21 protein-coding genes and 2 pseudogenes are annotated in these 22354 nt (G+C 61.9%); 2 read left to right on the forward strand and 21 right to left on the reverse strand.

The genetic code is table 11. The annotated features are described in order from the left end of the window. From PQQ53_RS34020 to PQQ53_RS34050, 7 genes are all read right to left on the reverse strand, one after another. Nucleotides 1–426, reverse strand: a 426-nt coding sequence (locus PQQ53_RS34020) for an alpha/beta fold hydrolase (protein ID WP_408329000.1), incomplete at its 3' end; no start/stop codon positions are given. A gap of 165 nt (nt 427–591) precedes the next feature. Further along, nucleotides 592–1995, reverse strand: coding sequence for an NAD-dependent succinate-semialdehyde dehydrogenase (locus tag PQQ53_RS34025; RefSeq protein WP_408329003.1), 1404 nt, complete (start codon nt 1993–1995; stop codon nt 592–594). Nucleotides 1996–2093: 98 nt separating this feature from the next. Next, the gene (locus PQQ53_RS34030; RefSeq protein ID WP_408329006.1) at nt 2094–2948 is read right to left on the reverse strand and encodes a helix-turn-helix transcriptional regulator; all 855 of its coding nucleotides are present in this window, start codon (nt 2946–2948) and stop codon (nt 2094–2096) included. A 225-nt stretch (nt 2949–3173) separates the two neighbouring features. Beyond that, nucleotides 3174–3443 (reverse strand): SDR family NAD(P)-dependent oxidoreductase, encoded by a 270-nt coding sequence (locus tag PQQ53_RS34035; protein ID WP_408329009.1) that lies wholly within the window; start codon nt 3441–3443, stop codon nt 3174–3176. Then, on the reverse strand, nt 3440–4597 hold the full coding sequence (locus PQQ53_RS34040) for an alkene reductase (RefSeq protein ID WP_408150620.1): 1158 nt from the start codon (nt 4595–4597) through the stop codon (nt 3440–3442). Before PQQ53_RS34040 ends, PQQ53_RS34035 begins: the two co-directional genes overlap by 4 nt. Nucleotides 4598–4750: 153 nt before the next feature. Next, nucleotides 4751–5440, reverse strand: coding sequence for a type 1 glutamine amidotransferase domain-containing protein (locus PQQ53_RS34045; RefSeq protein WP_408329012.1), 690 nt, complete (start codon nt 5438–5440; stop codon nt 4751–4753). A gap of 149 nt (nt 5441–5589) precedes the next feature. Next, complete coding sequence (locus PQQ53_RS34050; RefSeq protein ID WP_408150616.1) at nt 5590–5895, reverse strand: DUF4148 domain-containing protein; 306 nt, start codon at nt 5893–5895, stop codon at nt 5590–5592. 175 nt (nt 5896–6070) lie between these two features. Between PQQ53_RS34050 and surE the strand changes: the two are divergent. Further along, nucleotides 6071–6760: pseudogene (surE, locus tag PQQ53_RS34055) on the forward strand (5'/3'-nucleotidase SurE); the annotation flags it as partial. A gap of 141 nt (nt 6761–6901) precedes the next feature. Here surE and PQQ53_RS34060 read toward each other — a convergent pair. The 14 genes and pseudogenes from PQQ53_RS34060 to PQQ53_RS34125 all read right to left on the reverse strand — a co-directional run bounded on the left by PQQ53_RS34060 (nt 6902) and on the right by PQQ53_RS34125 (nt 21475). Further along, nucleotides 6902–7411 carry a DUF1697 domain-containing protein gene (locus PQQ53_RS34060; protein WP_408329014.1) on the reverse strand — a complete coding sequence of 170 codons (510 nt, stop codon included), beginning with the start codon at nt 7409–7411 and terminating at the stop codon, nt 6902–6904. A 43-nt stretch (nt 7412–7454) separates the two neighbouring features. Then, nucleotides 7455–8614: pseudogene (locus PQQ53_RS34065) on the reverse strand (IS30 family transposase). A gap of 318 nt (nt 8615–8932) precedes the next feature. After that, nucleotides 8933–9373: an SET domain-containing protein gene (locus PQQ53_RS34070; protein ID WP_408329017.1), complete on the reverse strand. Its 441-nt coding sequence runs from the start codon at nt 9371–9373 to the stop codon at nt 8933–8935. Nucleotides 9374–9560: 187 nt separating this feature from the next. Continuing rightward, nucleotides 9561–9767 carry a hypothetical protein gene (locus PQQ53_RS34075; protein WP_408329020.1) on the reverse strand — a complete coding sequence of 69 codons (207 nt, stop codon included), beginning with the start codon at nt 9765–9767 and terminating at the stop codon, nt 9561–9563. 318 nt (nt 9768–10085) lie between these two features. After that, nucleotides 10086–11474, reverse strand: a complete 1389-nt coding sequence (locus PQQ53_RS34080; protein WP_408150106.1) for an FAD-binding oxidoreductase — start codon at nt 11472–11474, stop codon at nt 10086–10088. 52 nt (nt 11475–11526) lie between these two features. Continuing rightward, the gene (locus tag PQQ53_RS34085; protein ID WP_408329022.1) at nt 11527–12315 is read right to left on the reverse strand and encodes an SDR family NAD(P)-dependent oxidoreductase; all 789 of its coding nucleotides are present in this window, start codon (nt 12313–12315) and stop codon (nt 11527–11529) included. 1 nt (nt 12316) lies between these two features. Beyond that, nucleotides 12317–13066 carry a ribose-5-phosphate isomerase RpiA gene (gene rpiA / locus PQQ53_RS34090; protein ID WP_408150102.1) on the reverse strand — a complete coding sequence of 250 codons (750 nt, stop codon included), beginning with the start codon at nt 13064–13066 and terminating at the stop codon, nt 12317–12319. Nucleotides 13067–13105: 39 nt separating this feature from the next. Continuing rightward, nucleotides 13106–13951: a MurR/RpiR family transcriptional regulator gene (locus PQQ53_RS34095; RefSeq protein WP_408150100.1), complete on the reverse strand. Its 846-nt coding sequence runs from the start codon at nt 13949–13951 to the stop codon at nt 13106–13108. After that, the gene (locus PQQ53_RS34100) at nt 13941–14663 is read right to left on the reverse strand and encodes an HAD family hydrolase (protein ID WP_408329025.1); all 723 of its coding nucleotides are present in this window, start codon (nt 14661–14663) and stop codon (nt 13941–13943) included. The genes PQQ53_RS34095 and PQQ53_RS34100 overlap by 11 nt, the downstream gene beginning before the upstream one ends. A 19-nt stretch (nt 14664–14682) precedes the next feature. Then, nucleotides 14683–16242, reverse strand: coding sequence for a xylulokinase (gene xylB, locus PQQ53_RS34105; protein ID WP_408329028.1), 1560 nt, complete (start codon nt 16240–16242; stop codon nt 14683–14685). A gap of 11 nt (nt 16243–16253) precedes the next feature. Continuing rightward, nucleotides 16254–17696, reverse strand: coding sequence for an aldehyde dehydrogenase family protein (locus PQQ53_RS34110; RefSeq protein WP_408150094.1), 1443 nt, complete (start codon nt 17694–17696; stop codon nt 16254–16256). A 36-nt stretch (nt 17697–17732) separates the two neighbouring features. Further along, entirely contained in the window at nt 17733–18761 is a 1029-nt protein-coding gene (locus tag PQQ53_RS34115) for an ABC transporter permease (protein WP_408150092.1), read from the reverse strand. A gap of 21 nt (nt 18762–18782) precedes the next feature. Further along, entirely contained in the window at nt 18783–20294 is a 1512-nt protein-coding gene (locus tag PQQ53_RS34120; protein WP_408150090.1) for a sugar ABC transporter ATP-binding protein, read from the reverse strand. A gap of 95 nt (nt 20295–20389) precedes the next feature. Next, the gene (locus PQQ53_RS34125) at nt 20390–21475 is read right to left on the reverse strand and encodes a sugar ABC transporter substrate-binding protein (RefSeq protein ID WP_408158020.1); all 1086 of its coding nucleotides are present in this window, start codon (nt 21473–21475) and stop codon (nt 20390–20392) included. A gap of 568 nt (nt 21476–22043) precedes the next feature. Between PQQ53_RS34125 and PQQ53_RS34130 the strand changes: the two genes are divergently transcribed. Next, nucleotides 22044–22354 (forward strand): DDE-type integrase/transposase/recombinase (locus PQQ53_RS34130; protein WP_408329031.1); only part of this gene is annotated, 311 nt, incomplete at its 3' end.

Genomic DNA, 22354 nt, shown 5'->3' on the forward strand with positions numbered 1-22354 from the left:
CTTGATGGCTTTTGTCGCGGCCGGCATTTTCGTCGTCAGGTCCTTGAGGTTTTCGCCCGCGTCCGGTTCAAACGCGGCGATGTAGACGAGGCCCGCCACGCGCGCATTGTTGCCCGCCTCGGTAATCACCGCTCCGCCATAACTATGGCCGACGAGGATTGTCGGGCCATCCTGCGCATCGACGATACGCGTAGTCGCGGCGACGTCTTCCTTGAACGACGTCTCCGGCTCCTGAACCACCGAAACGTTGTAACCGTCCCGCGTGAGGATCTTCGACACGGCTTGCCAGCCCGAGCCGTCGGCGAAATACCCGTGAACCAGGACGATGTTCCTGACAGGTGCGGCTTCGGCGAACTGCGTGGCGAATGCGCTGGCGCCAATGGTCAAGGCTGCGGCAAAACGGCGAATGTTGTTGATGGTTTTCATTTTCGACTCCAGAAGCTAACGATGATTGGACGATTGGTTGCAATGGTTCAGCTTGCAGGCTGCCGCCGATGACCCGTTAGCGTACGGGTCATGCGAAAGCCTGCGCGAATGTTTTGGATGCCTTAACGATACGCGAGGTGATCGGGCGAACGGGGGAACGTCGGATCAATCGACGGTCTTGGCCCACACCGCCTGAGCGTTGGTGAACTCGCGCAGACCGAAGTGCGACAGTTCACGGCCGTATCCGCTCTTCTTCACCCCGCCCACCGGAATGCGCGGATTCGAAGCGGAGAAGCCGTTGATAAAGACGCCGCCCGTTTCGAGCCGGCGCGCGATTCGCTGCGCACGGGCGACGTCGCGGGTCCACAGGCTGCCGCCGAGACCGTAGTCGCTCGTGTTGGCAAGTTCGATAGCGTGCTCGGCGTCGTCGGCAACGGTGATTGCGGCGACCGGGCCAAAGGTTTCTTCGTCGAAAGCAGCCATGCCGGGGGCGACATCCGCGAGCACGGTCGGCTCGTAGTAATTCCCGGCGCCTTCTACCTTGCTGCCTCCGAGCAGCAGCTTCGCGCCTGCTTCGATTGTGCGTTGCACCTGGCCGTGCAGCTCGTCGCGCAAGTCGGCGCGCGCCATCGGCCCGATGGTGCTTGCCGGATCGTGCGGATCGCCCGCCACGACCTGGCGCGCGGCGGCCACGAACTTGCGCGTGAACTCTTCTGCAACGGGCCGCTCGACAATGAACCGCTTGGCCGCGAGACAAACCTGGCCGGCGTTTTGAAAGCGCGCCTCGATGGCCGCTTTCACGGCCGGGTCGATGTTCGCATCGGCCAATACGATGAAGGCGTCGGCGCCGCCGAGTTCCAGCAGCGTCTTCTTCAACGCGCGGCCCGCCGTGGATGCGACGGCGGACCCGGCCCGCATGCTGCCGGTCAGCGTGACGGCGGCAACGCGCGGATCTTCGATCACATGGGCCACGGTCTCATTATCGGAATTCAGGTTGGCGAAGAGTCCGACTGGAAAGCCGGCGGCTTCATAAGCGTCCTGCAACGCGTACGCCGAGCCCATCACATTGGCTGCATGCTTGAGGATGAAGCCGTTGCCCGAGAGCATGATCGGACCCGATGCGCGAATCACCTGCCACAACGGGAAATTCCACGGCATCACGGCGAGGATGGAGCCAATCGGCAGATAGGAGACATGCACCTGATCGTCGCCTTCGACGGGCGCCGGTTCGTCGGCGAGGAAGGCGGGACCATGCTCTGCGATCCAGTCTATCGCGCTGGCGCACTTGGCAATTTCAGCTCGCGAGGCGGCGAGCGTCTTGCCCATCTCCTGAGTAATCAACGCGGCCAACGCTTCCGAGCGCTCGCGCAACGTCGCGGCCAGGCGGCGGTAGGTTGCCACGCGCACAGCCATGGGCGTCGCGCGCCACAGCCGGTAGGCTGCGGCGTTGTCCTCCAGCATGCGCTCGACTTCGTCGGCGGTCTGAAACGGATAGTGCGCGATGAACTCGCCGGTTGCGGGATTGCGCGACGTTGCGCCGATGGCGGTGGGAAGGTTCAGGTTCGACATGTTTGCCTCGATTGAGTGAAGTGACGAGCAGCGGGAAAGTTGCTGCAGTGGTGTCACTCTATGCAAACCGGGGCGGGTCAAGAAGGCGTCTTGTGATCCTATGAGTCGGACTCACTGGCAGAGTGCCGGGGAATGTAAGTCACGAGCGACAGGTCCGGTCTGCCGGTGGGCGTCAACGCAACGTAAGTGAATTCGATGTGGCCGCCCGCTGGATGACGAAGCCGTTTGTCGCCTTCATCGAAACCTTTGACCTCGGTGTCCTGCCACCAGTCGCTGAACTCGGGGCTCAGTTCCGTGAGCTCGTCGATGAGGCTATCGAACGGCGCCTTGTCCGGCGCCTGTGCGCGCGCGGCGCGGAACGCGGAGATCATGCCGCGTGTCATCTGCTCCCAGTCGAGAATCAGCGTGCGATAGGGTTTGTAAAGAAACAGCAGGCGCAACGTGTTGCGCTCGTGCGGCTCCAGCGATCCATAGTCGACGAACAGGTCGGCAATGGCATCGTTCCACGCGAGAATGTCGAGCCGCGTGTTGCGGACATAGGCCGGAACGTTGATCGAGCGAACCAGTCGTTCGAGGCCTTCGGTGACGCCGCTGCCGGTTGCTACCTGCGAAAGCTCGCGCGATGAAAGCGCGAACAGATGTGCCGATTCCACGGTGTCGAGCTTGAGCACGCGCGAGATTCTGCGCAGCGCATCGGCGGACGGTTGAATGTCGCGGCCCTGTTCCAGCCAGGTGTACCAGCTGACGCTGACGCCCGCGAGGACGGCGACCTCTTCGCGGCGCAGGCCGGGCGTACGGCGGGGGCCGTCGGGCAGGCCGAATTCGGCAGGTTGCAGGCGGCCGCGGCGGCTTGAAAGAAACGCGCCAAGTTCGCGTCGCTGCTCGGCAGAGGGTCTTTTGGACATAGTGTCTCGGTTAACGGCGAATGGGCAGGCGGGCGTGCCGGGCGTCATCGCGAGGCAGCTTACGACCAGCCAACTGACGGCCCGGGCATGCCTGGCTCGACCGGGAATGCGAACACTATCACGGCAAAATGTCCAGGCCGTGCCACGACGACTAGCGGCGCTTGATACGAACGCGTCGAAACCGCTCTCGTATGAAGCGCCGCATTTGCGTGATGGCCACGCACAATGTCTTGCGCGTGGCCCTGTCGCTGGAAAGTGTGAGTCAGCGTTCGCTCAGAACTCCTGGCTTGTGGGACGAAGCACGATCTCGTTAATGTCGACGTCGTCGGGCTGCCCGATCGCATAGGCGATGGCCCGTGCGTACGCTTTGGCGGCGCCGCCCTCGGCTACGATTGCCGCGACGACCTCGTCGAGCTTGTCCTTGCGACGCGCCGCAACGGCCACTTTTGCACCGCTGGCCGCGAGGCGTCGAGCCACTGCGGCGCCAATGCCCGTGCTGCCACCCGTGATCAGGACGACCTTCCCTTCGATTCCCTTGCTCATGCGATCACCTCGTCTGCCTGAACGGATAACGATTCCGCGTATGCCGGATAGTCCGTGAGTCCTTCGTCCCCGCCGCCATACAACGTTGCCGGATTCACGGCATTGAGCGGCCAGCCGTTCGCGATGCGCTCAGGCAGATCCGGATTCGCGATGTACGGGCGGCCGAATGCAATCAGGTCCGCAAGGTTCGCTTCGATCAGGCGCGCGCCGCGCTCGGCCGTGTAGCGACCCGCATAGATGATGCGGCCGCTGAACACCCGGCGGACTTCCTCGCGAAACGCCGCCGGCAGATCGGGTGCGTTATCCCAGTCGGCTTCCGCTATTGACACATAGGCCGCACCGGCAGCTTCCAGCACCCTGATTGCCTCGATATACGTGTGATGAGGATCGTCTTCGACGAGGCCGATGTACACGCGATCCTGATCGGTGCTCGTGAACAACGGCGTGAAGCGCACGCCCAGCCGTTCCGGCCCGACGACTGCGGCGACCGCCTGGACGATCTCGCGCAGAAAGCGCAAGCGGTTGTGCAGCGAGCCGCCGTACTCGTCCTCACGCTTGTTCGAGTGTGCCGAGATGAACTGATTCACGAGGTAGCCATTGGCCGCGTGAATCTCCACACCATCGAAGCCCGCACGCAGCGCGTTGTGCGCTGCCTTTGCGTAGAGGCCGACTAACTTGCCGATCTCGGCGACGCTCAACTCGCGTGGCACCGAAGGCTCGACCAGCGTGCCGGTGCCGGGACCGGTCTCGATGAACGCCTTGACCTTCTGTGCCGCGATCGGCGAAGGCGCAACCGGCGCTGCGCCGTGGGGCTGCAACACGGTATGCGAGACGCGGCCCACATGCCACAGCTGCGCGAAGATCACGCCGCCTTCAGCGTGTATTGCGTCGGTCACGCGAGCCCAGCCTTCGACCTGTTCGTCGCTGTAGATGCCGGGTGTCCACGCGTAGCCCTGACCGCGCGGTTCTATCTGCGTTCCCTCGCTGATCATGAAGCCCGCGCCGGCGCGCTGGCGGTAATAGAGCGCGCTCGATGCGGTCGGTATGTCGCCGGGCTGGGCGGCTCTCTGGCGCGTCAGCGGCGGCAGCACGATACGGTTGCGCAAGGTGTGCCGCCCGAGCTTGAGCGGCGTGAAGAGTGAAGGATATTCCATGTTCGTTTCGCTCCCGAATGGACCCAGGTCGCGCGTTGCGACGGGCTCGATCGAGCCGGCTGCGCGCGATCCTGTGCGATCAGCTAACTGGCTCTCTGGTGAAAACGCCGCGCGCTTGCCCGAAGGCAACGCGCGTCGGCAGACAGGCGGCTTTTATTGCGCGGCGAGCGCCGGGTGCTTCATCAGAATGGCGGCAGCGGAGGACGACGAAGCCGGGTTTTGTCCGGTAATGAGCAACCCGTCGGTGACTACATACGGAGCCCAGTCGACGGTCTTCGAATAAATGCCGCCCTTGGCCTTGAGTTCGTCCTCAACGAGGAACGGAACTATCTCGGTGAGGCCGACCGCGGCTTCTTCCGAATTCGTGAAGCCCGTCACCTTCTTGCCTTCGACCAGCGGCTTGCCGTCCGCCGTGGTGACGTGGCGCAGTACGCCCGGTGCATGACACACGAGTGCAACGGGTTTGCCGGCGGCGATGAACGACTGGATCAGCGCGATCGAATGGCGGTCTTCGGCCAGATCCCACAACGGGCCATGGCCGCCGGGATAGAACATCGTGTCGAAGTCCGCCTGGAAGACGCTGTCGAGGCGCACGGTTGCCGCGAGTTGCGCTTTGGCCGCCGCGTCGTTTTCAAAGCGGTGAGTCTGGTCGGTCTGATTGGCCGGCTCGTTGCTCTTCGGATCGAGCGGTGGCTGGCCGCCCTGCGGCGAGGCCAGCACGATCTCGGCGCCCGCGTCCTTGAACGTGTAGTAAGGCGCCGCGAGTTCTTCCAGCCAGAAGCCGGTCTTGCGGCCCGTGCTGCCCAATTGATCGTGCGAGGTCAAAACCATCAGTACTTTCATGTCGTTCTCCAATGCGTGATAGGTGAGTTGTGAATTGCCAGCAACGCTGTCATGACGACACGGCTATGTGGTCAGTGCTTCGCCTCTGCAATCGGTTAGGGCGCAGCAAGGTCCGTTCATTTCGTCGTGACATCGTTCGTGGCGTTGAATCAACGGCCGGAATACAGAGACCGGGCGCCGTTGATCGCCGGTGCGCCACTGCCGGAGGAACCGCTGCTTACACCGCCGAAGCCGCTCGCGGACTTTTCCTCCGCAGCCACACGTGCAGTGGCGGCCTCGATTTGAGCCGGATAGAACGCTTGATCGCCTTGGCCAGCACCGTATCCAGCATTCTGGAGTTGCACCAGTTCATGGCGAACCTGCGCACGGGTGACCTGATCATTCGACTGAGCGAACGATGCTGCGGGGATGGCAAGCGCGGCGGCGACTGCAACAGCATTGATGAGCGATTTCATGATTTCTTCCAAAGGTTGTCGTTGGATAAAGTGGCGAAGTAACTGTGCTTGCAGCAGCGGGACAGAAGGAAAGCTGCTGCAGTGGTGTCACTTTAAGCAAACGAAACCGAGGGAAGAAGGCGTCTTGTGATCCTATGAGTGAGGGTCACAGGCAGGAGCATCGTGGAGTTAGAACGCGCACGAAGTCCGGGTCGTCGCACCCGTACACGACCAGAGCGGAACGTCGCATTCCATAAGCCTGCATTCGCCGCTGCGCATTTCGCGTCAGGGGCAGCGGCGCTTCGGCGTGCAAGGCACGCCCGGCGATTGCGTCGTAACCGCGGCGCGTCATCTGATGAAGGCCGCGCCACCCACGCTCGTTTTGTCGGGCATCAATCGCGGCGCGAACCTGGGCGTGGAGACAATGTTCTCCGGCACCGTCGGTGCAGCGATGACGGGCCTTCTGCTCGGCCTGCCTTCGATCACGCTCAGTCAGACGTTTAGCGATCGCCGAAGCGTGCGCTGGGACACCGCGCGTGAATCGCGCCCGGTGTGATCCGCCGACTGCTCGCCACCTCGCATGACGCGCCCACATGTCTCAACGTGAACTTTCCAGATTGCGATGCCTCGGCCGCCGGACCGCTGACCGTGACACGGCGAGGCATCGGGCTGGTGGAGGGCATCGAATTCGTGCCGGAGGTCGATCCGCGCGGCATCGATTATTTCTGGCTGCGCTTTCAGCGCGGACCGCGTAAAAATGCGCCCGATAGCGAAACGGCCGTCGTTGCGTCGAAGCGCATTTCGTCTGACGCCGCTGCACTTCGACCGCACCGCCTTGCACACCTTCGCGACACTTCAGGCCGGCTTGCAAGGAAACAGGCTTTAGGCCGGGAAAGACCAAAGCGCACCACACGCATATTGCGATAAGTGGCCGTTCAGTGACGCAAAGCAGACATCGGAAGGGCTGTGAGCAACTGCCGGCGAACGGCTCCTAATGGCCGATCCGAGACGCAGAAGGACCCTCGGACTATTCTGTCGCCCACTCAGCGAGTTTTGCCACCGTGTTCATGTTGCGGGCGGTGCCGGTCCTCGCAGCGGGAATTTTTAATTTTGAGCGTGCCATTCCGTTGCTGTAGTGCACGTACACCTCACGCGTTCCGAGCGCGATTTCTTCATGCTGCTCGCCGCTCACATGAGACAGAGCGTCGGCAGGAGGTGGCGCATCGAGGAATATTGCGACGGTCCGATTCGATGCGGCAGCCTTGAAAGGATTCCCGTCAACAACCGCGGCCAGCTCTGCGCCAGTCCGGACCAGAACACCTACTGGCTTGCCTGCGTATATCTCCAGGCAACGTTCCAGCCGAGCCTTCACTGAGGCTTCTGTGAGCTTGCTTTCAAAGACGACGTTGCCACTTGCGATATAGGTGCGCACGTTGGTAAAGCCAAAGGATTCGCACATCGCTCGCAGCTCGGACATAGGGAGTTTACCGGTGCCGCCAACATTCACGGCTCGTAGGAAAGCCACGTATCGGGTCATAAAGTGATCCTATCGTCATTTCCGTCGGCGAAGCCTGGCGGATTCAACCGGTGGATGCAATGGTTTGCTGGAATCGTTCGGCGGGCGTTTCGTAGTCCAGCGTCTTTCTCGGACGCTCGTTCAGCCGTCGCGCCACAGCATTGAGTTTAGCCTGCGAATACACCGGCAGATCGGTGCCTTTGGGGAAGTACTGCCGTAGAAGTCCGTTTGTATTCTCGTTGATCCGCGCTGCCACGGATGCTGGGGGTCGCAGAAGTAGACCTGGATATCAGTGGCCACAGTGAAACGCTTGTGTCCGGCCATCTCCGTTCCCCGATCCCATGTTAGCGATTTATACAGTTCCTGCGGCAACTTGCTGGCATGTTTGATGAGTGCATTGACGACCGTCTCGCTGTCCTTGCTGGCTATCTTCACCAGCATGACGTAACGTGTCTGGCGCTCGACGAGGGTTGCAATCTGGCTGCTGCCGGTACCGCACAGCAGATCACCTTCCCAGTGGCCCGGTACGGCCCGGTCTTCAACGGTCGCGGGGCGTTCGCTGATCGATACCGTGTCGCGAATCCTGCCGTGATCGTCCGTCTTCTGCGTATGGTGGCGCGAACGGCGCATGGCCCGGGTGCGCCGCAAGTGTTCGAGCAATTCCTTCTTCAGGGCGCCACGGGCCTGGATGAAGAGACTGCGATAGATGGTCTCGTGGGACACGTGGTAGTCCTCGTTGTCTGGGTACGCACGCCTGAGCCATCCGGCAATCTGCTGCGGCGACCACTGCAACTGGCGCTTGCCTGCCACGATCTGCGCCAGCGTTCGGTGCTCAACCAGTTTACAGACTTTGGGACGCTGCGCGCGATCCCAGGCAAGCTGATCGGCGTGGCTTGCACGGTAGCCATCTGGTCCGCTGTTACGCTTGATTTCACGGCAGATGGTGGAGGGAGACCGTGAGAGCCGCATGGCGATCGACTGGATCGAGTCGTCAGCCACCGGCGCCCGCGATATCTCTTCGCGCTCAGCCAGCGTCAACGCCAATCTCGATCGATGCCTCTGTGGTGGTTGGATCCCGCCTGTCTCCGCCAGAATCCCCTGTACAGACGAGTGGTTCCGGTCAAAAAGCTGGGCGATCTTCTGGAGAGACTCTCCCTTGCGCCAACGTTCCCACATCAGCGCTTTCTGCTTCTCGCTGTAGTAAATCCGGCGTCGCTGTTTCATCTGCAACACTCCCACTGCTTGCGCAGTCTTCAGTGTGTTGCATCCACCGGTTGAATCCGCCAGGGCATTGAGTCGTTCGAATGTCTCACTGGCGGCTGAGTCGATCGTCCGCAAATGGCCGAGATCAGAAGCTCGACTCTCATCGGATACGAGACTGACTCACCATCTTGCCAGTGGACACGTGTGGCGTAGCGGTTGCACGGGTTTAGTCTCCTCGATAATCCCCTGCATCGATTTGACGTGCGCCGTCTACCGTTCGAAAACCAACTGCCCTGTACCGTTGTGGTCGCTCTCGCGACCGCCCTGCCTAGCTCCTCATCACGCGGCGCCAGCCAGCATCGACCGACGACACCCGGCGGACGCACAAGCACATGCATATTGAGCGCGAGCCTCTTCGTCTGCCGTGTCGTCGATTTCCAGCAGATAGTCGATGAAAAGCTCTTCGCCTGCGTCGACTAGCCGGAGCGTGTGAATGAAAATCCGTCCGTCATCCTCGATGGTCTCGAAGTTCGGCGTGCAGGCGTGGTCCAGCCAGCGCGCGCTGTTACCGCCGCGGCTGCCGTCTATGACGCGGCCATCCGACAGCCCGAACAGGAACGTATGGCCCGTGACGCCTTCACGCCGGTGTCGACGCAACGCCTTCCGCCACGTTGTGACTTCGCCCTTGTATTCGAGCATGCGCTCGCCCATTGCGAGCTGACGCATCGCAAATACACCCTTGCCGTGGACCGGCGATCTCCGGACGATGACGCGTCGCATTCTGTTGTCCTGATGGTGTTCCTGGCGCAAGTATGAAGCGGCCAATTTACGCGTCTACTGTTGGGACAAAAAAAATTTCGCTGCCGCGACGTTCTCCTCCTGGCGCGCGGCAATCCTGTCTGGACGAGCAGGCGTCGATCGCGACACCGTGAGCTGCTCGCCGGATTGCCCTCGATGCAGGCCAGACTCAGAAGAGTTGGGCGCCGAGCTCGCGCTGGCTGCCCCATTTCACCGTCCTCACGAACATCCTCCCCGCTGTGTCGAGCGATTCGATCGTCGCGCGCTGCCCGCGCGCCTCCGCGATGACGCGTACGGTGCGGGTCCGATAGCGCAGCAACGCGCCGATGGCCGGGCACGAGGGCTGCCGCCGTGCACGGGATCGCTTCTTTGCCATACGGGTCTCGATATAGACAGGTGACTTCTACACGCGTCGGTCAGCGCGCCGCACGCTCGACCGTAAATCGCGTGGCACGCGCCCGCCCCCATGCCGCGTTGTCCATGCCTCAATTCGAGCGTGCCGTCACGCATTCCATAGCGTCGCGCATCGCGTCGTCGAAACTCTGTGCCGTCGCGACATGCCGGTTGTCGACACTGACGAGCCATCCTCGCGCCGAACAGCACCAGCGAATGCGGCGCTCTTCGATCAGACACGAAAACCACCGCAGGTCAGCGTCTTCAGCGTTCGCGGCAAAGGCGGCCCGCTCACGCATCATTAGAAGATCTTCCCTGGGTTGAGGATCGCGCGCGGATCCAGCGCCGTCTTGATCAGCCGCATGGCCGTGATTTCCGCGTCACTGCGCGTGTGGCCGAGAAAAGCCTTCTTCTTGACACCGATGCCGTGCTCGGCGGACACCGAGCCGTGAAATTCGCGCGTCACGTCGTAGATCACGCCGTCGATCTCGTCGTGCAGTCGTCCTTCCGCACCGGGAATATCGACGACGATATGGAGGTTGCCGTCGCCCAGATGCCCATAAATCATGACGAGCGCATCAGGCCACCGCTCCTGCAAACGTTGCTCGCAACGCGCAGCTACCTGCCCGACGTCGCTGATCGAGAAGCTCACGTCATACGCGCTATGATGCGGAATGAACTTCGGATACTCGCCGGGCGCATCGCGGATCGTCCAGAAGGCGAGCGCATCCGCTTCGGACTGCGCAAGCGCCGCATCGCTGACTACGCCCTCTTCGAGCATGTTGCCGAGAAACGCCTCGAATGCCTCGGCATGCGGCTCGGGATCGCTGCCCACGCTTTCAAGCAGCACGTAGTAAGGATGGCGTTTGTCCAGCGGTGCGCGTAACTGCCCGAGATTCGCCAGCACGGCATCGTAATAGCCGGCCCACATCACTTCGAAAGCGGACACGCCAGCGGACAGCTGCGCCTGAGAGCGGGCCAGCAATTTCGTTACAGCGTCATAGTCGGGCAATGCGCACCATGCGGTGGCGACGGCTGTCGGCCGTGGGCGCAGGCGCAGCACTGCCCGCGTGATCACCGCAAGCGTGCCCTCGCTGCCGATCAGCAGATGCCGCAGATCGTAGCCACTATTGTTCTTGATCATCTTGTGCATCCCGCGCGTCACTTCGCCATTGGCAAGCACGGCTTCGATACCCAGCACCTGGTCGCGCATCATGCCGTACTTGATCACGCGATTGCCACCCGCATTGGTCGCGAGGTTGCCGCCAAGGGTGCAACTGCCACGCGCGCCGAGGTCGAGCGGAAAATAGAAGCCCGCATCGAGCGCAGCCTCCTGAACGACCTGCAAGGGCACGCCCGCCTCGACCGTCATCGTCGCCGAGGTGCGATCCACTTCCTCAATGCGGTTCATCCGCTCGAGGCTCAGCGCCACCTCGCCGCCGAGCGCGTTCGCCCCGCCGACGAGACCCGTCAGGCCGCCCTGCGTCACGACGGGCTGGGAGAACGCGTGACACACACGCAACGCCCTGGCCACGTCCTCCGTACTGCGCGGCCGGATCAGGGCGGCCGGCACCGCGCCGGGCACCCCGCTCCAGTCCTGCAACTGGCGACTGCCAAACTCGGCCGGCAACTGCACGAGATCCGCGCCGAGCTCGGCGAGCAGTGCATCGATTACTGTCGATTTCGACATGTCAGGTTTCCGTTTCAGATGTGCGCTTTCGATAGCGCGCGAACACGCCCGTTCACCAGATCGTGTAGCCGCCGTCTATTACCAGGTCCGAGCCCGTCATGAACGCGCTCGCTTCGGACGCGAGGAAGATCACACCCGGCGCGATCTCGTCGGGCGTCGCGAGCCTTCCCATCGGCGTGCCGTTCACCCAGGCATCGCGCCAGGCTTCGTTAGCGAGACCCGCCTGGGTCAGTTCGGTCGCGACGTAGCCAGGTGAAATCGAGTTGACGCGGACCCGTCCCGGCGCCCACTCCGCCGCAAGTGACTTCGTCAGATGGATCACCCCGGCTTTCGATGCGTTATACGAAGCCTGCGGCTGCGGCCGATTTGCAATCGACCCGCTCATGCTTGCCACGTTGACGATGCTTCCGCCGCCTTGCTTCAACATCAATTGGCCGGCCTGGCGGCAGCAATAGAACACGCCATCCAGGTTGACGGCCATGACGGCTCGCCACGCTGCATCGTCGGTGTCGCTAGCTGCCGCGTTGCGCACGACGCCCGCGTTGTTGATCAGCACGTCGAGACGGCCATGCCGGTCCGCGACGGTGTCGAAAGCGCGCTCGATCGAGCGCGCATCGGTCACGTCGAGTTGTACCGCATCCGCACCGATCTGCTCGCCGCAAAGTTGCGCGCCGTCGATATCGATGTCGGCAAGAACGACAATGCCGCCCGCGTCCTTGAGGCCGACGGCAATCGCCCGTCCGATGCCGCGCGCGCCGCCCGTGACGACACAGACTTTGCCGTCGAGACGAAAGCGCTCCATGGTCGCCCCCGCGCTATTGGAGCTCAATGCGTTAGTCATGTCAAAACACCACGATGTCTGAAGATCCGTCGGCATGACCGACGATCATTTCATCGGCAATGCCGACGAACAGTCCGTTTTCGACCACACCGGGAATCGCGTTGAAACGTGGTGCGAGCATATGCGTGTCATGGATCGATTCGAGGTGGCAGTCGAAGATCCAGTTGCCGCTGTCGGTCACGAGACGCTCGCCGTCTTTCATTCGCGTCGTGATCTTCAGGTCGCGGTCATACCCCGCATCGGCCAGCAATTCGCGCAGCAGACGCTCGGTGCTCTGCCAGCCGAACGGGATCACCTCGACGGGCAGTGGGAAGCGCCCGAGACCCTCGAACACCTTCTTGTCGTCCACTACCGCAACCATTTTCCGCGACGCGGCCGCCACGATCTTTTCCCACAGCAGGCACGCTCCGCCGCCCTTGATCATGCTTCCCTGATGATCGATCTCATCGGCGCCGTCGATCGTCACATCGAGCCGGTCCACTGCGCCAAAATCCGTGAGCGGCACGCCGAGTTCGAGTGCGAGTTCACGCGTTGCATTGGAGGTCGGCACGCCGGCGATCTCGAAGCCCTGCTCGACGCGTTGCGCAAGAGCGCGAACGAACCAGTGAGACGTCGTACCCGATCCCAGTCCGACCTTCATACCGGGCTTCAGGTAATGATCCACCGCCTTTATACCGGATGCCAGCTTCGCCTTGTCCTGTTCGGACTGCGGTGTCATGCGTGCATAGCCGGGTTCGATATGAGTTGCCATTCACTTCTCCATGTGTCGAGGTATTCGAGCCGCAAGTGCTCAGTCCATAAACTTGTTGGTCAGCCATGGGTCGAGCGCCGCCAGATTGTCCGGCAGTTCGTGGCCCTGTCGGCTGCCCAGCATCGCTACCAACATGTTGACGACCAGCAGATGATTGATACGCGCTGTCAAAGGGGTATAGAGCTCAGTGTTCTCGTAGGCCGGCACGCCGATGGTCAGATCGCAGGCCTGCGTGAGCCGCGAACCCGGCGCTGTAATCGCTATCGTGTAAGCCCCCTTCGAACGCGCGATCGAAGCGGCCTCCACGAGCGACTTCGTCGCGCCTGAGTGCGAAAAGAACACGGCGACTTCGTCGCTGCGCAATGTCGGCACGAGCAATAGCTGCTTCTGCGCTTCCATGACCGCGCGGCAACGCAGGCCCAGCCGGAACAGTTTGTGTTCGGCATCGAATGCGATCGTTTCCGAAATACCGAGGCCGAACAGGAACACGCCGCGCGCTTCCATCAGCTTGCTCACGGCCTTGTCGATGGCTGCCGAGTCGACGTCCGATGCAAAGCGCTGGATCGCGTGCAGCGAATTGGTGACGACCTTGGCGCACAGGCTTTCCGGCGAATCGGCCAGCGTGATGGTCTCGTAATCGAACGGTGCCTGCGGAATCAGGCCCTGCGCCAGGCGTACCTTGAAATCCTGATAGTCTTCGCAGTCGAATCGCCTGAAAAAGCGCACCACCGTCGGATCGCTGGTGCCTGACGCACGCGCGAGCTCGGCCATGCTCATCTTGATCACGGCCTCCGGATCGCCGAGCACGACGTCGGCAATCCGTTCGGCTGGACCGACGAGTTGCGAGCGTTCCATCGCGATGCCGCGGAGTAGATCATTTCTCATCGGTGTCCCGGTTGATTTGAACAATCGTGTTTTCGCACAGAAAACGCAATTCGCCAAATGAGCCGAGCCGTTCAGAAGCGGGCACCTGGACTTTCCTGCCGCCGCCCCAATCCACGATCAGGCAGCGCACTTTGGCGCGGCGGCCGCATTCGGCGTCGATCGGCGTGTCGCCAACAAAGATAGCCTCGCCCGGATCGACGCTCATGCGCTTCAACGTCTCGATCAAATGCTGCGGCGCGGGTTTGCGCTCCTCCAGGGCGTCACCGCCGACGATCGCGTCGAAGTAATCGCGCAAACCGAAATGTCTGAGAACGGCTTCCGCGATAAGTTGGGCCTTGTTCGTGCAGATGCCGAGCCGCAGGCCCGCGGCATGCAGCACTGGAATCATTTCGGCCGCGTCGGCGAAGAGCGTCGAGTGCCGCACCGGGGTGGCGCGGTACACCGCGAGATACGCTTCCACGTCAGCCGCGACACGTGCGGGCGTCGCCGCGACGCCGAGCGCTCCGTAGAGGTTGGCGACGAGTCCGTACGATCCTTCGCCGATAAACTGTTCGACGAACTCGACCGATTGCGGCGCAATGCCATGCGTGGCGAGCACCTGGTTGAGCGAATCCGCGATATCGGGCGCACTGTCGACGAGTGTTCCGTCCAGATCGAATACCACGCCGATAACCGGTTGGCGGGTGCTGGCAAGCGCATCAGAAGCGTTCATAAGTTTGGTCATTTGAAGTTCAGACAGGACGGAGCGCCTTGCTGTCGCCGCGCGGCGGCGTGACAGGCGGCTCGAGGGCGATCTGCTCGAAGGTCTGTCGTAGCGTGTCGTAAAGGCCGCGAAACGTCGCGAACCTCGCATCGTAGAGCGGGCCGAGTGAGCGATCGGGCTGATGGCGGCTCACGACGCGCAGACAACCGACGGCTTCGTCGAGCGAGGCCCAGCGCCCACTGCCCACACCTGCCGCGAGGACAGCTCCATATGCGCCGCCTTCGGCGGAACCGGTGACCGTGCTCACTTCGCATTGCTGTACATCGGCCAGAAGCTGCAGCCAGAAAGGCTCGCTGGTCGCTCCGCCCGATGCGCGCAGCTCCCGCCCGCCAAGCCCCGCTGTCGCGCATAGCGACGCGATGCTTCGCAGGTTCAGCAGCACACCTTCCATCGTGCTGCGCACGAGATGCGCGCCCGTGTGCAGCGTCGTGAGACCGATCCACGCGCCACGTCCGTTCCCGCTGACGTGCGGACACCGCTCGCCCAACAGGTAAGGCAGGAACAGCAGCCCCGCGGCGCCCGCCCCGGTGCTGCGGGCAAGCTCGACGAGCGCGGCGTAGCTGGGCAGCGCGCGTTCGCGATCGAACTGCACGAGCGCGTTGCGCAGCCATTCAAATGCACCGCCTGCACTCAGCGTCACGCCCATCACGTGCCATCGTCCTGGCGCGTTACCGCACGAAATCTGCAGGCTTCCGTCGGGGACCGGGCATTCGCGGCCGCCGGCCGCGACGATGCCCGCTGTCCCGAGCGTCACACCGAGGGTGCCGCGGTCGATCACGCCCATCGACGTCGTCTGGATGACCGAGTCGCCACCGCCGCCAAAAACCGGTGTATGCGCTGGGACGCCCCACCGCTCGGCAAGCTCGGGCAACAGCGTGCCCGTCCGTTCCGACGACTCGACCACATCCGGCAACAGACTGCGCGGCAGATCGAGCAACGACAGCAGCGGTGCCGACCACGTACGGTTGCGCACGTCGAACAGTCCCGTGCCCGACGCGTCGGACACGTCCGTCACGAATTCACCCGTCAGGCGATAGCGCAGATAGTCTTTCGGGTTCAGCATGTGCCGCATCCGCGCGAACAGCGCAGGCTCATGCTCCCGCATCCACAGCAGTTTGCCGGCCGTGAAGCCAGGCAACATGCGATTCTGCACGAGTCGCAGCAAACCTTCGAGGCCACCGGCCCGCGCGGTGATGTCGTCGCACTGCGGCGCAGCGCGCTGGTCGCACCAGAGGATCGCCGGACGCAGCACCTCGCCGTTTTCGTCGAGCGGTGTCAGACCATGCATCTGCCCGCTCAGGCCGATCCCTTCGATCGCGCGCCGGTCCGGCAAGGCGGCCAGCACCTGCTCGACCGCACGCTGAGCGGCGTCCCACCAGTGCGCCGGATCCTGTTCGGCCCAACCCGGTTGCAGCGACACGGCCGGGTAACCGACCAGCGCCTTCGCCGTCACGTTGCCCTGCCTGTCCACCGCGATCGCCTTGCAAGCCGACGTGCCAATATCGATTCCCAGCAACCAGCTGTCCATGCCGACTCCGTTCACGCGCCGTGATGCACGCGCAGGTGTTTCAGATGCAGATAGCCTTCAAGACCTTCGTGCCCGTGCTCGTATCCGATGCCGCTCTGCTTGCGACCGCCATACGGTGCGTTCATGATTCCCGCGTCAACGTTGTTGATCGCCACGCTGCCGAACTCGAGCCCGCGTCCGATTTCGAACGTCTCGCGCAGATCTTCCGTATACGCGTAGGCCGCGAGCCCAGCGGGCGTCCCATTAGCCAGTTCGATCGCTTCGTCGAGCGTAGCGAACGGTGCTACGCCCACAACCGGACCGAACGTCTCTTCGTGCATCACCAGCATCTGCTGCGGACAGTCCGCAAGCACGGTCGGCGCATAGAACAGGCCCTTTGAATCGCCGGTGCGACCGCCGCCACACAGCACGCGCGCACCGTGTTTCCGCGCGTCTGCCACATGACGCTCAACTTTGTCCACGCCAGCACGCGTAGCCATCGATCCCACGTCGGCCTGCTCGTTGATGAGACCGTCGGCGACGACCAGCGCCGCCGCACGCGCTGCCAGCATGTCGACAAACGCCGCGTACACGGATTCATGGACGTACGCGCGATTGATCGCGATACAGATCTGCCCGGCATTGCGAAATCCGCGGCGCAATGTACCCGCCACCGCCTTCTGGATATTCGCATGCTTCGTCACCACAATCGGACAGTTGCCGCCGAGCTCCAGCGAGAATGGCGTGATACCCGACACCGTTCTGTAGATGTCTTCGCCCGCTGCTCCCGAGCCCGTGAAGGCGACTTTGTCGACGTCCGGATGCCCGACCAGTTGCTTGCCGGTCTGACGAGCACCGGTCACGAGATTCGCCACGCCAGCGGGCACGCCTGCCGCATGCACGCAACGGAACAGTGCGACCGCGGACGATGGCGTGTATTCCGATGGCTTCACGACAATCGTGCATCCGGCGCCCAGCGCCGCCGCAAGCTTCCAGCCAATCAGCTCGACCGGATAGTTCCAGGGCGCGATCGCCGCCACGACGCCGACCGGCTCACGCTCGATGATGCTCGTGAAGCCGTCCTCCTCGTTCGGAATCGTTGCGCCGAATACACGCACGGCCTCTTCCGCGTAGTAATGGAACGCCTTCGCGAGCTTGCGCACTTCACCCAGCGCTTCGCCGAGCGGCTTGCCCATTTCTTCCGTGATGGCCGTCGCTATCGTCCGCTCATGCTTGTCGATCTCGTCGGCAATCCGATGCAGCACTTGTGCCCGTTTGAACGGATTGGTCCGGCGCCAGCCCGGCCATGCGCGTCGCGCTGCTTCGACTGCCCGATCGACGACTGCGGCACCTGCTTCGGGCGCTCGTGCCACCACCTGGCCGGTGGCGGGATTGATTACGTCGATCCACTCAACAACGCCGTCGTTCGACATCTGGCCGTCGATATATTGCGTACATTCCCTGATGACTGTCATGTCGGTTATTCCAAAAAATGCCAAGTAATGGCCGGCTCAGCGACTCGCGAACTTCACGCGCACGGCGTCGACCGCAACCGCGACGAAAATCAGGATGCCGCCGATCATCTGCACGTAGAACGACGGAACCGACGTGATCGCAAGACCGACGTGAATGACGGTCAGCAACAGCACGCCGCCCAGGATGCCCGCCGTGCTCCCACGGCCACCGAATACGCTGACTCCGCCGATGATCGGCGCTGCGATCGCATACAGCTGAAACCCCTCGCCCTGATCGGACGTAATGGCCATCTGCCACGCCGCTAGCAGGTAACCCGCGACGCCTGACAGCAAACCTGAAAGCGTGAAGGCGATAATCTTGACCCGATTGACCCGAATACCGGCGGAATTCGCGGCGAGCACGTTGCCGCCTGTTGCATAGAGCTTGCGACCCAGCACGGTACGACGCAGCAGGAATGCCATCCAGATGAGAGCAATCACGAACACGATCGGCATCACCGGCCAGTTATCGATCGTGTACTGCCCGATCCAGATATAACCGTCCGACATGTCGGAAATCGTGTTTCCTTGTGTGGTCGCGAGCAGCGCACCCTGCAGGAAGATCATCATCGCAAGCGTCTCGATCAGCGACACCATCCTCAAACGCGTCACGCACAGGCCGTTGATAAAACCGATCGCGGTAGCCACCAGAATGCCGACCGGCACACCAACCGCCGCCGGCACCCCGAAGCGAGTCGACAGCAATGCGCCCACGGCCGCAGAAAATCCCATGTTGCTCGCGATCGACAAATCGATCTCGGCAACCATCAGCGGCAGCGACACGGCGAGCGCTAGCAGCCCCAGCACTGTAGATTGCAGGATGACATTCTGGAAATTCGACACCGTGAAGAAGAACGGGTTGAGCACGCCAAAAATAACGATCAGCGCGGCAAGCCAGATCCAGACGACGTTCTGGAACAACCATTGTCCGGTGGACTGCCGCGACGACCGCCGGGCAGCAGGCGGGGCCATTGCCGCGCTGCTCGCGGCGGCCGTGCCGGCGTGAGAATTGTTGTGACTTTGCATGTTGCCGTCTCCAGTATGTAATTAGACCGCTGCGGTACCGAATGCGGCTTCGAGGATGACGTCCTTGTCGAGCTTCGTACCCACGTATTCGTTCTGCACGCGGCCGCCGACAAAAACGCATACGCGGTCGACGAGCCGTACCAGTTCGTCCAGATCGCTGGTAATGACGATCACGCTCAATCCCTCGCTGGTCAGCGAATCGACGAGTTGATGAATCTCTTCCTTCACGCCAACGTCGATGCCACGCGTCGGCTCGTCAAGAATCAGTAGCCGCGGCCTGGTGGCAAGCAAACGGGACAAAACGACCTTCTGCGCATTTCCGCCACTCAATGTACCGACGGGGATTTCCGACGTAGCGGCCTTGACTCGCAGCGTGTCGAAGTAGTGATCGACCATCCGCCGCTCGCGGGTTTTATCGACAATACCGGCCACCGACAATTCGCCGAGACTCGACATCGAAATGTTGTTGCCGATGCTTTGCAGGCCGACGAAACCATCGCGACGCCGATCGTCGGACAGGTAGGCGATGCCCGCGTCAAACGCGCTCTGAGGGTGATCGGGAAGCGCGATCGGCTTGCCGGCATGACTGAACGACCCGGCAGAGGCGTGATTCAGGCCAAACAGCACCTTGGCGAACTCCTTGGCCCCGGAACCCGGCAGTCCCGCGAAACCAACGATTTCGCCTGGTGCGATTTCGAAATGATCGATCTCGACGCCAGGCGCTCGCAGCCCGTCTATCCGCCATCCCGAGCCCGTCTTTTTCCCGGGGTTCTGTCGATGAAACAGCGGCACGTCCCGTCCGATCACGAGCTGGGACAACGCATCTGAATCGATCGACTCGAGCGTGTCCATCTCGCCGGCAAGCCGGCCGTTTCGCAACACCGAGACGCCGTCACAGATATTGAGGATCTCCTCGTTGTAATGCGAAATGAACACGAAACTCACGCCGGTCGCTTTCAGTTCGCGCATGAAAGCGAACATGTGATCGCGGTCGGCAAGCGTCAACGCAGCAGTCGGCTCATCGAGGATCAACAGTTTTCCGCCGCTGAACAACGCGCGAAGGATATTGAGCTTGCGTTTCTCCACGGCCGACAATCGGCCGGCGAGCATCCCGGGATCGAGTCCTGTGTCGGCTAGCGCCCGCACCGCCTCGTCGTGCAGCGCACGCTGGTCGACCACGCCCGGCAAACCGCGCTTGACGGGCCAATGCCCGAGCATTAGATTGTCCGCGACGGTCATCTGCTCGACGATCATCGGTTCCTGCGTGACCAGGAAGACGCCACGCGCTTCCATCTCCTTCACGTCGCAGCCCTGGACTTCCTCGCCATCGAGAAAAATCTTGCCCTCGGTCGGAGAGATGAGACCCGAGATCAGGCTAACGAGGGTCGATTTGCCGGCGCCGTTTTCACCCAGTAGTCCGTGGATCGTCCCTCGGCGGATATGCACGGAAACGTGATCGAGCGCGACCAGGGCCTTGTAACGTTTGACGACTTCCTGTGTTCTCAGAATGTAGTCGGTCGAAGCTTGCGTCATGGTTTGCTTCCTGATCGGAATCTCGCATGCAACCGACGATACGCCGTGTCGGTTGCACGCATGCCTGGCCTGTACTATCGCGACCTATCGGCCGATCAGTTGTACCGCAAGCCCCATTCGTTGTACGCAATGTTCCCCCAGTGACGCTTGTCGTGTACGGAGCTCTGATCGATGATGTACGGCGGAATGACGAGGCTGGGGCCGGAATCGGATTTGTTAATCTGCCCCTTCTCCCAGAAATACTGATTGTTCTGATACGGGCCGAGCGGCACCGGTTTGCCCTTCATTGCGTAACGGTCGAGCATATCGACCGTGATCTGCCCATACGCGATCGGATCCTGGGACACCACGGCATCCATGTAACCGTCGCGGATCCATTGGATCGCAGCCGGCTCGCCGTCGATCGTCACGAAAATCACGTGCCCCTGTTCGCCGACCTTCTTCCATTTGCCCTTTTGCTGCAGGGCAGTCGCGATGCCGCGTGCCGGCGAATCGCTCGGCGCGTGCACTGCATCGAGATCCGGGTACTCGGACAGCGTCGACAGCGTCTCCGACAGCATGTTCTTCAACAAGCCCTCGGTCGGCCGGCTGATGACCTTGATCTGCGGATACTGCTTGAACGTCGCGTCCATCCCTTCCTTCCGCAGTCGCCACGCCACCGATTGCAACGCGCCATAACAGTTCAGCACCGTACCCTTTGGAGTACCGTACTTCTTCTTCAGTGCGGCAATGATCGTGTTCGCCGCCATCACGCCACCCTGGTAGTTATCGAAATCCACCGTGATCGCGACGTCCCCACCTTGAGACGGCGTATCGATGATGCCGACCGGAATCTTCTTCATGTTGTACTTCCGGATCGCGCTGACGATTGCCTGACTGTCGATTGGATCCGCGATGATCGCAGCCGGATTTTTCAGCAACAGGCTCTGCCACTGCTCAAGCTGCGTAGTTGTACTGAAGTTGGCGTTGACGGCCTGAAACGTCCATCCTTTCGCCTCCACCGCTCGCTTGACGGCTTCCTGTTCGGTCGCGAAGAAGTAATAGTCGAGACTCTTGTTGCTGAAGGGCACGAATGGCCGCTCCTGGGCCGTCGCCCAGTTCGGCAGCGTCAGCGCGCCGGCTGTCGCGGCCGCCGTGGCCAGAAACTGCCTTCGCGTAGCAATCCGTCCATTCTTGTTCATGTGGAGTGTCTCCTGCTCGTGTTTATGAATGCGGCGTTCAGTGCGGTCGCCGACAAAAGCGGTCGGTGTGGGAGTTTTACTCGTTACGACGTAGCAATACTACGTACAGACCGCCAAACACTCAACCAAGGGATTTCACTTAGATAGCTTTTGCAGCGCCCTTTCAGGAACGAAAGGACAGGAATTTATCGCAAAACTTCTCCGTGCAAGCGAAATTCCTCCCAATTCGCTGAGAATGATATTTCAAGTTTGTTCGACGCTTGATCGTAGTGTTGCTACCTTCGCGATGTATGCCCAGTTGGCCGTTCGGATATCGGCGGCAACGGTCAGGCCGGCTCCCTTATGAGCGTGGTCGCGGTAACCCGAGCCTGCGGGTGGCGGAATCTCGCGCTCACTGTTCGATTTCGAGTCGCGCCGGCCGATGAGGCGGAACCGTCGGGCAGACGACCGCAATCGCCGCGCTGAAGCGTCGGTATGGCTACTGGCGCATTCATGTCCTGTTGGTCGGGAAGGCTGGCTGGTCAACCATAAATGTGCCTGGCGGCTGTACAGCAAGGCATGACTAAGCGTGCGGCATTTTGATCGGGAGATCATTGTTCCGTGTGTGCGCTGGCACCTTCGCTACAAGCTCAGCCTGGGCGATCTGGTCGAGATGATCCTCCGAGGCGACTTCCTGCAGGGCGTGGCCGCGCGGGGATCGTCGCTGGCACACACTACGATCATGCGTTGGGTAAAGCGCTTTACGCCGGAGTTCGTCAAGCGCAGGAACCGGTTTGGCATACCCACTGACCGGTCATGGCGTGTCGACGAGACCTGTCTGAAGATTCGTGGCAAGTGGGTCTGTTTCTACCGGGCGGTAGATCGGGCCGGTCAGACAGT

Origin of the sequence: Paraburkholderia strydomiana (assembly GCF_046030495.1) — a bacterium.
Taxonomy (GTDB): domain Bacteria; phylum Pseudomonadota; class Gammaproteobacteria; order Burkholderiales; family Burkholderiaceae; genus Paraburkholderia; species Paraburkholderia strydomiana_A.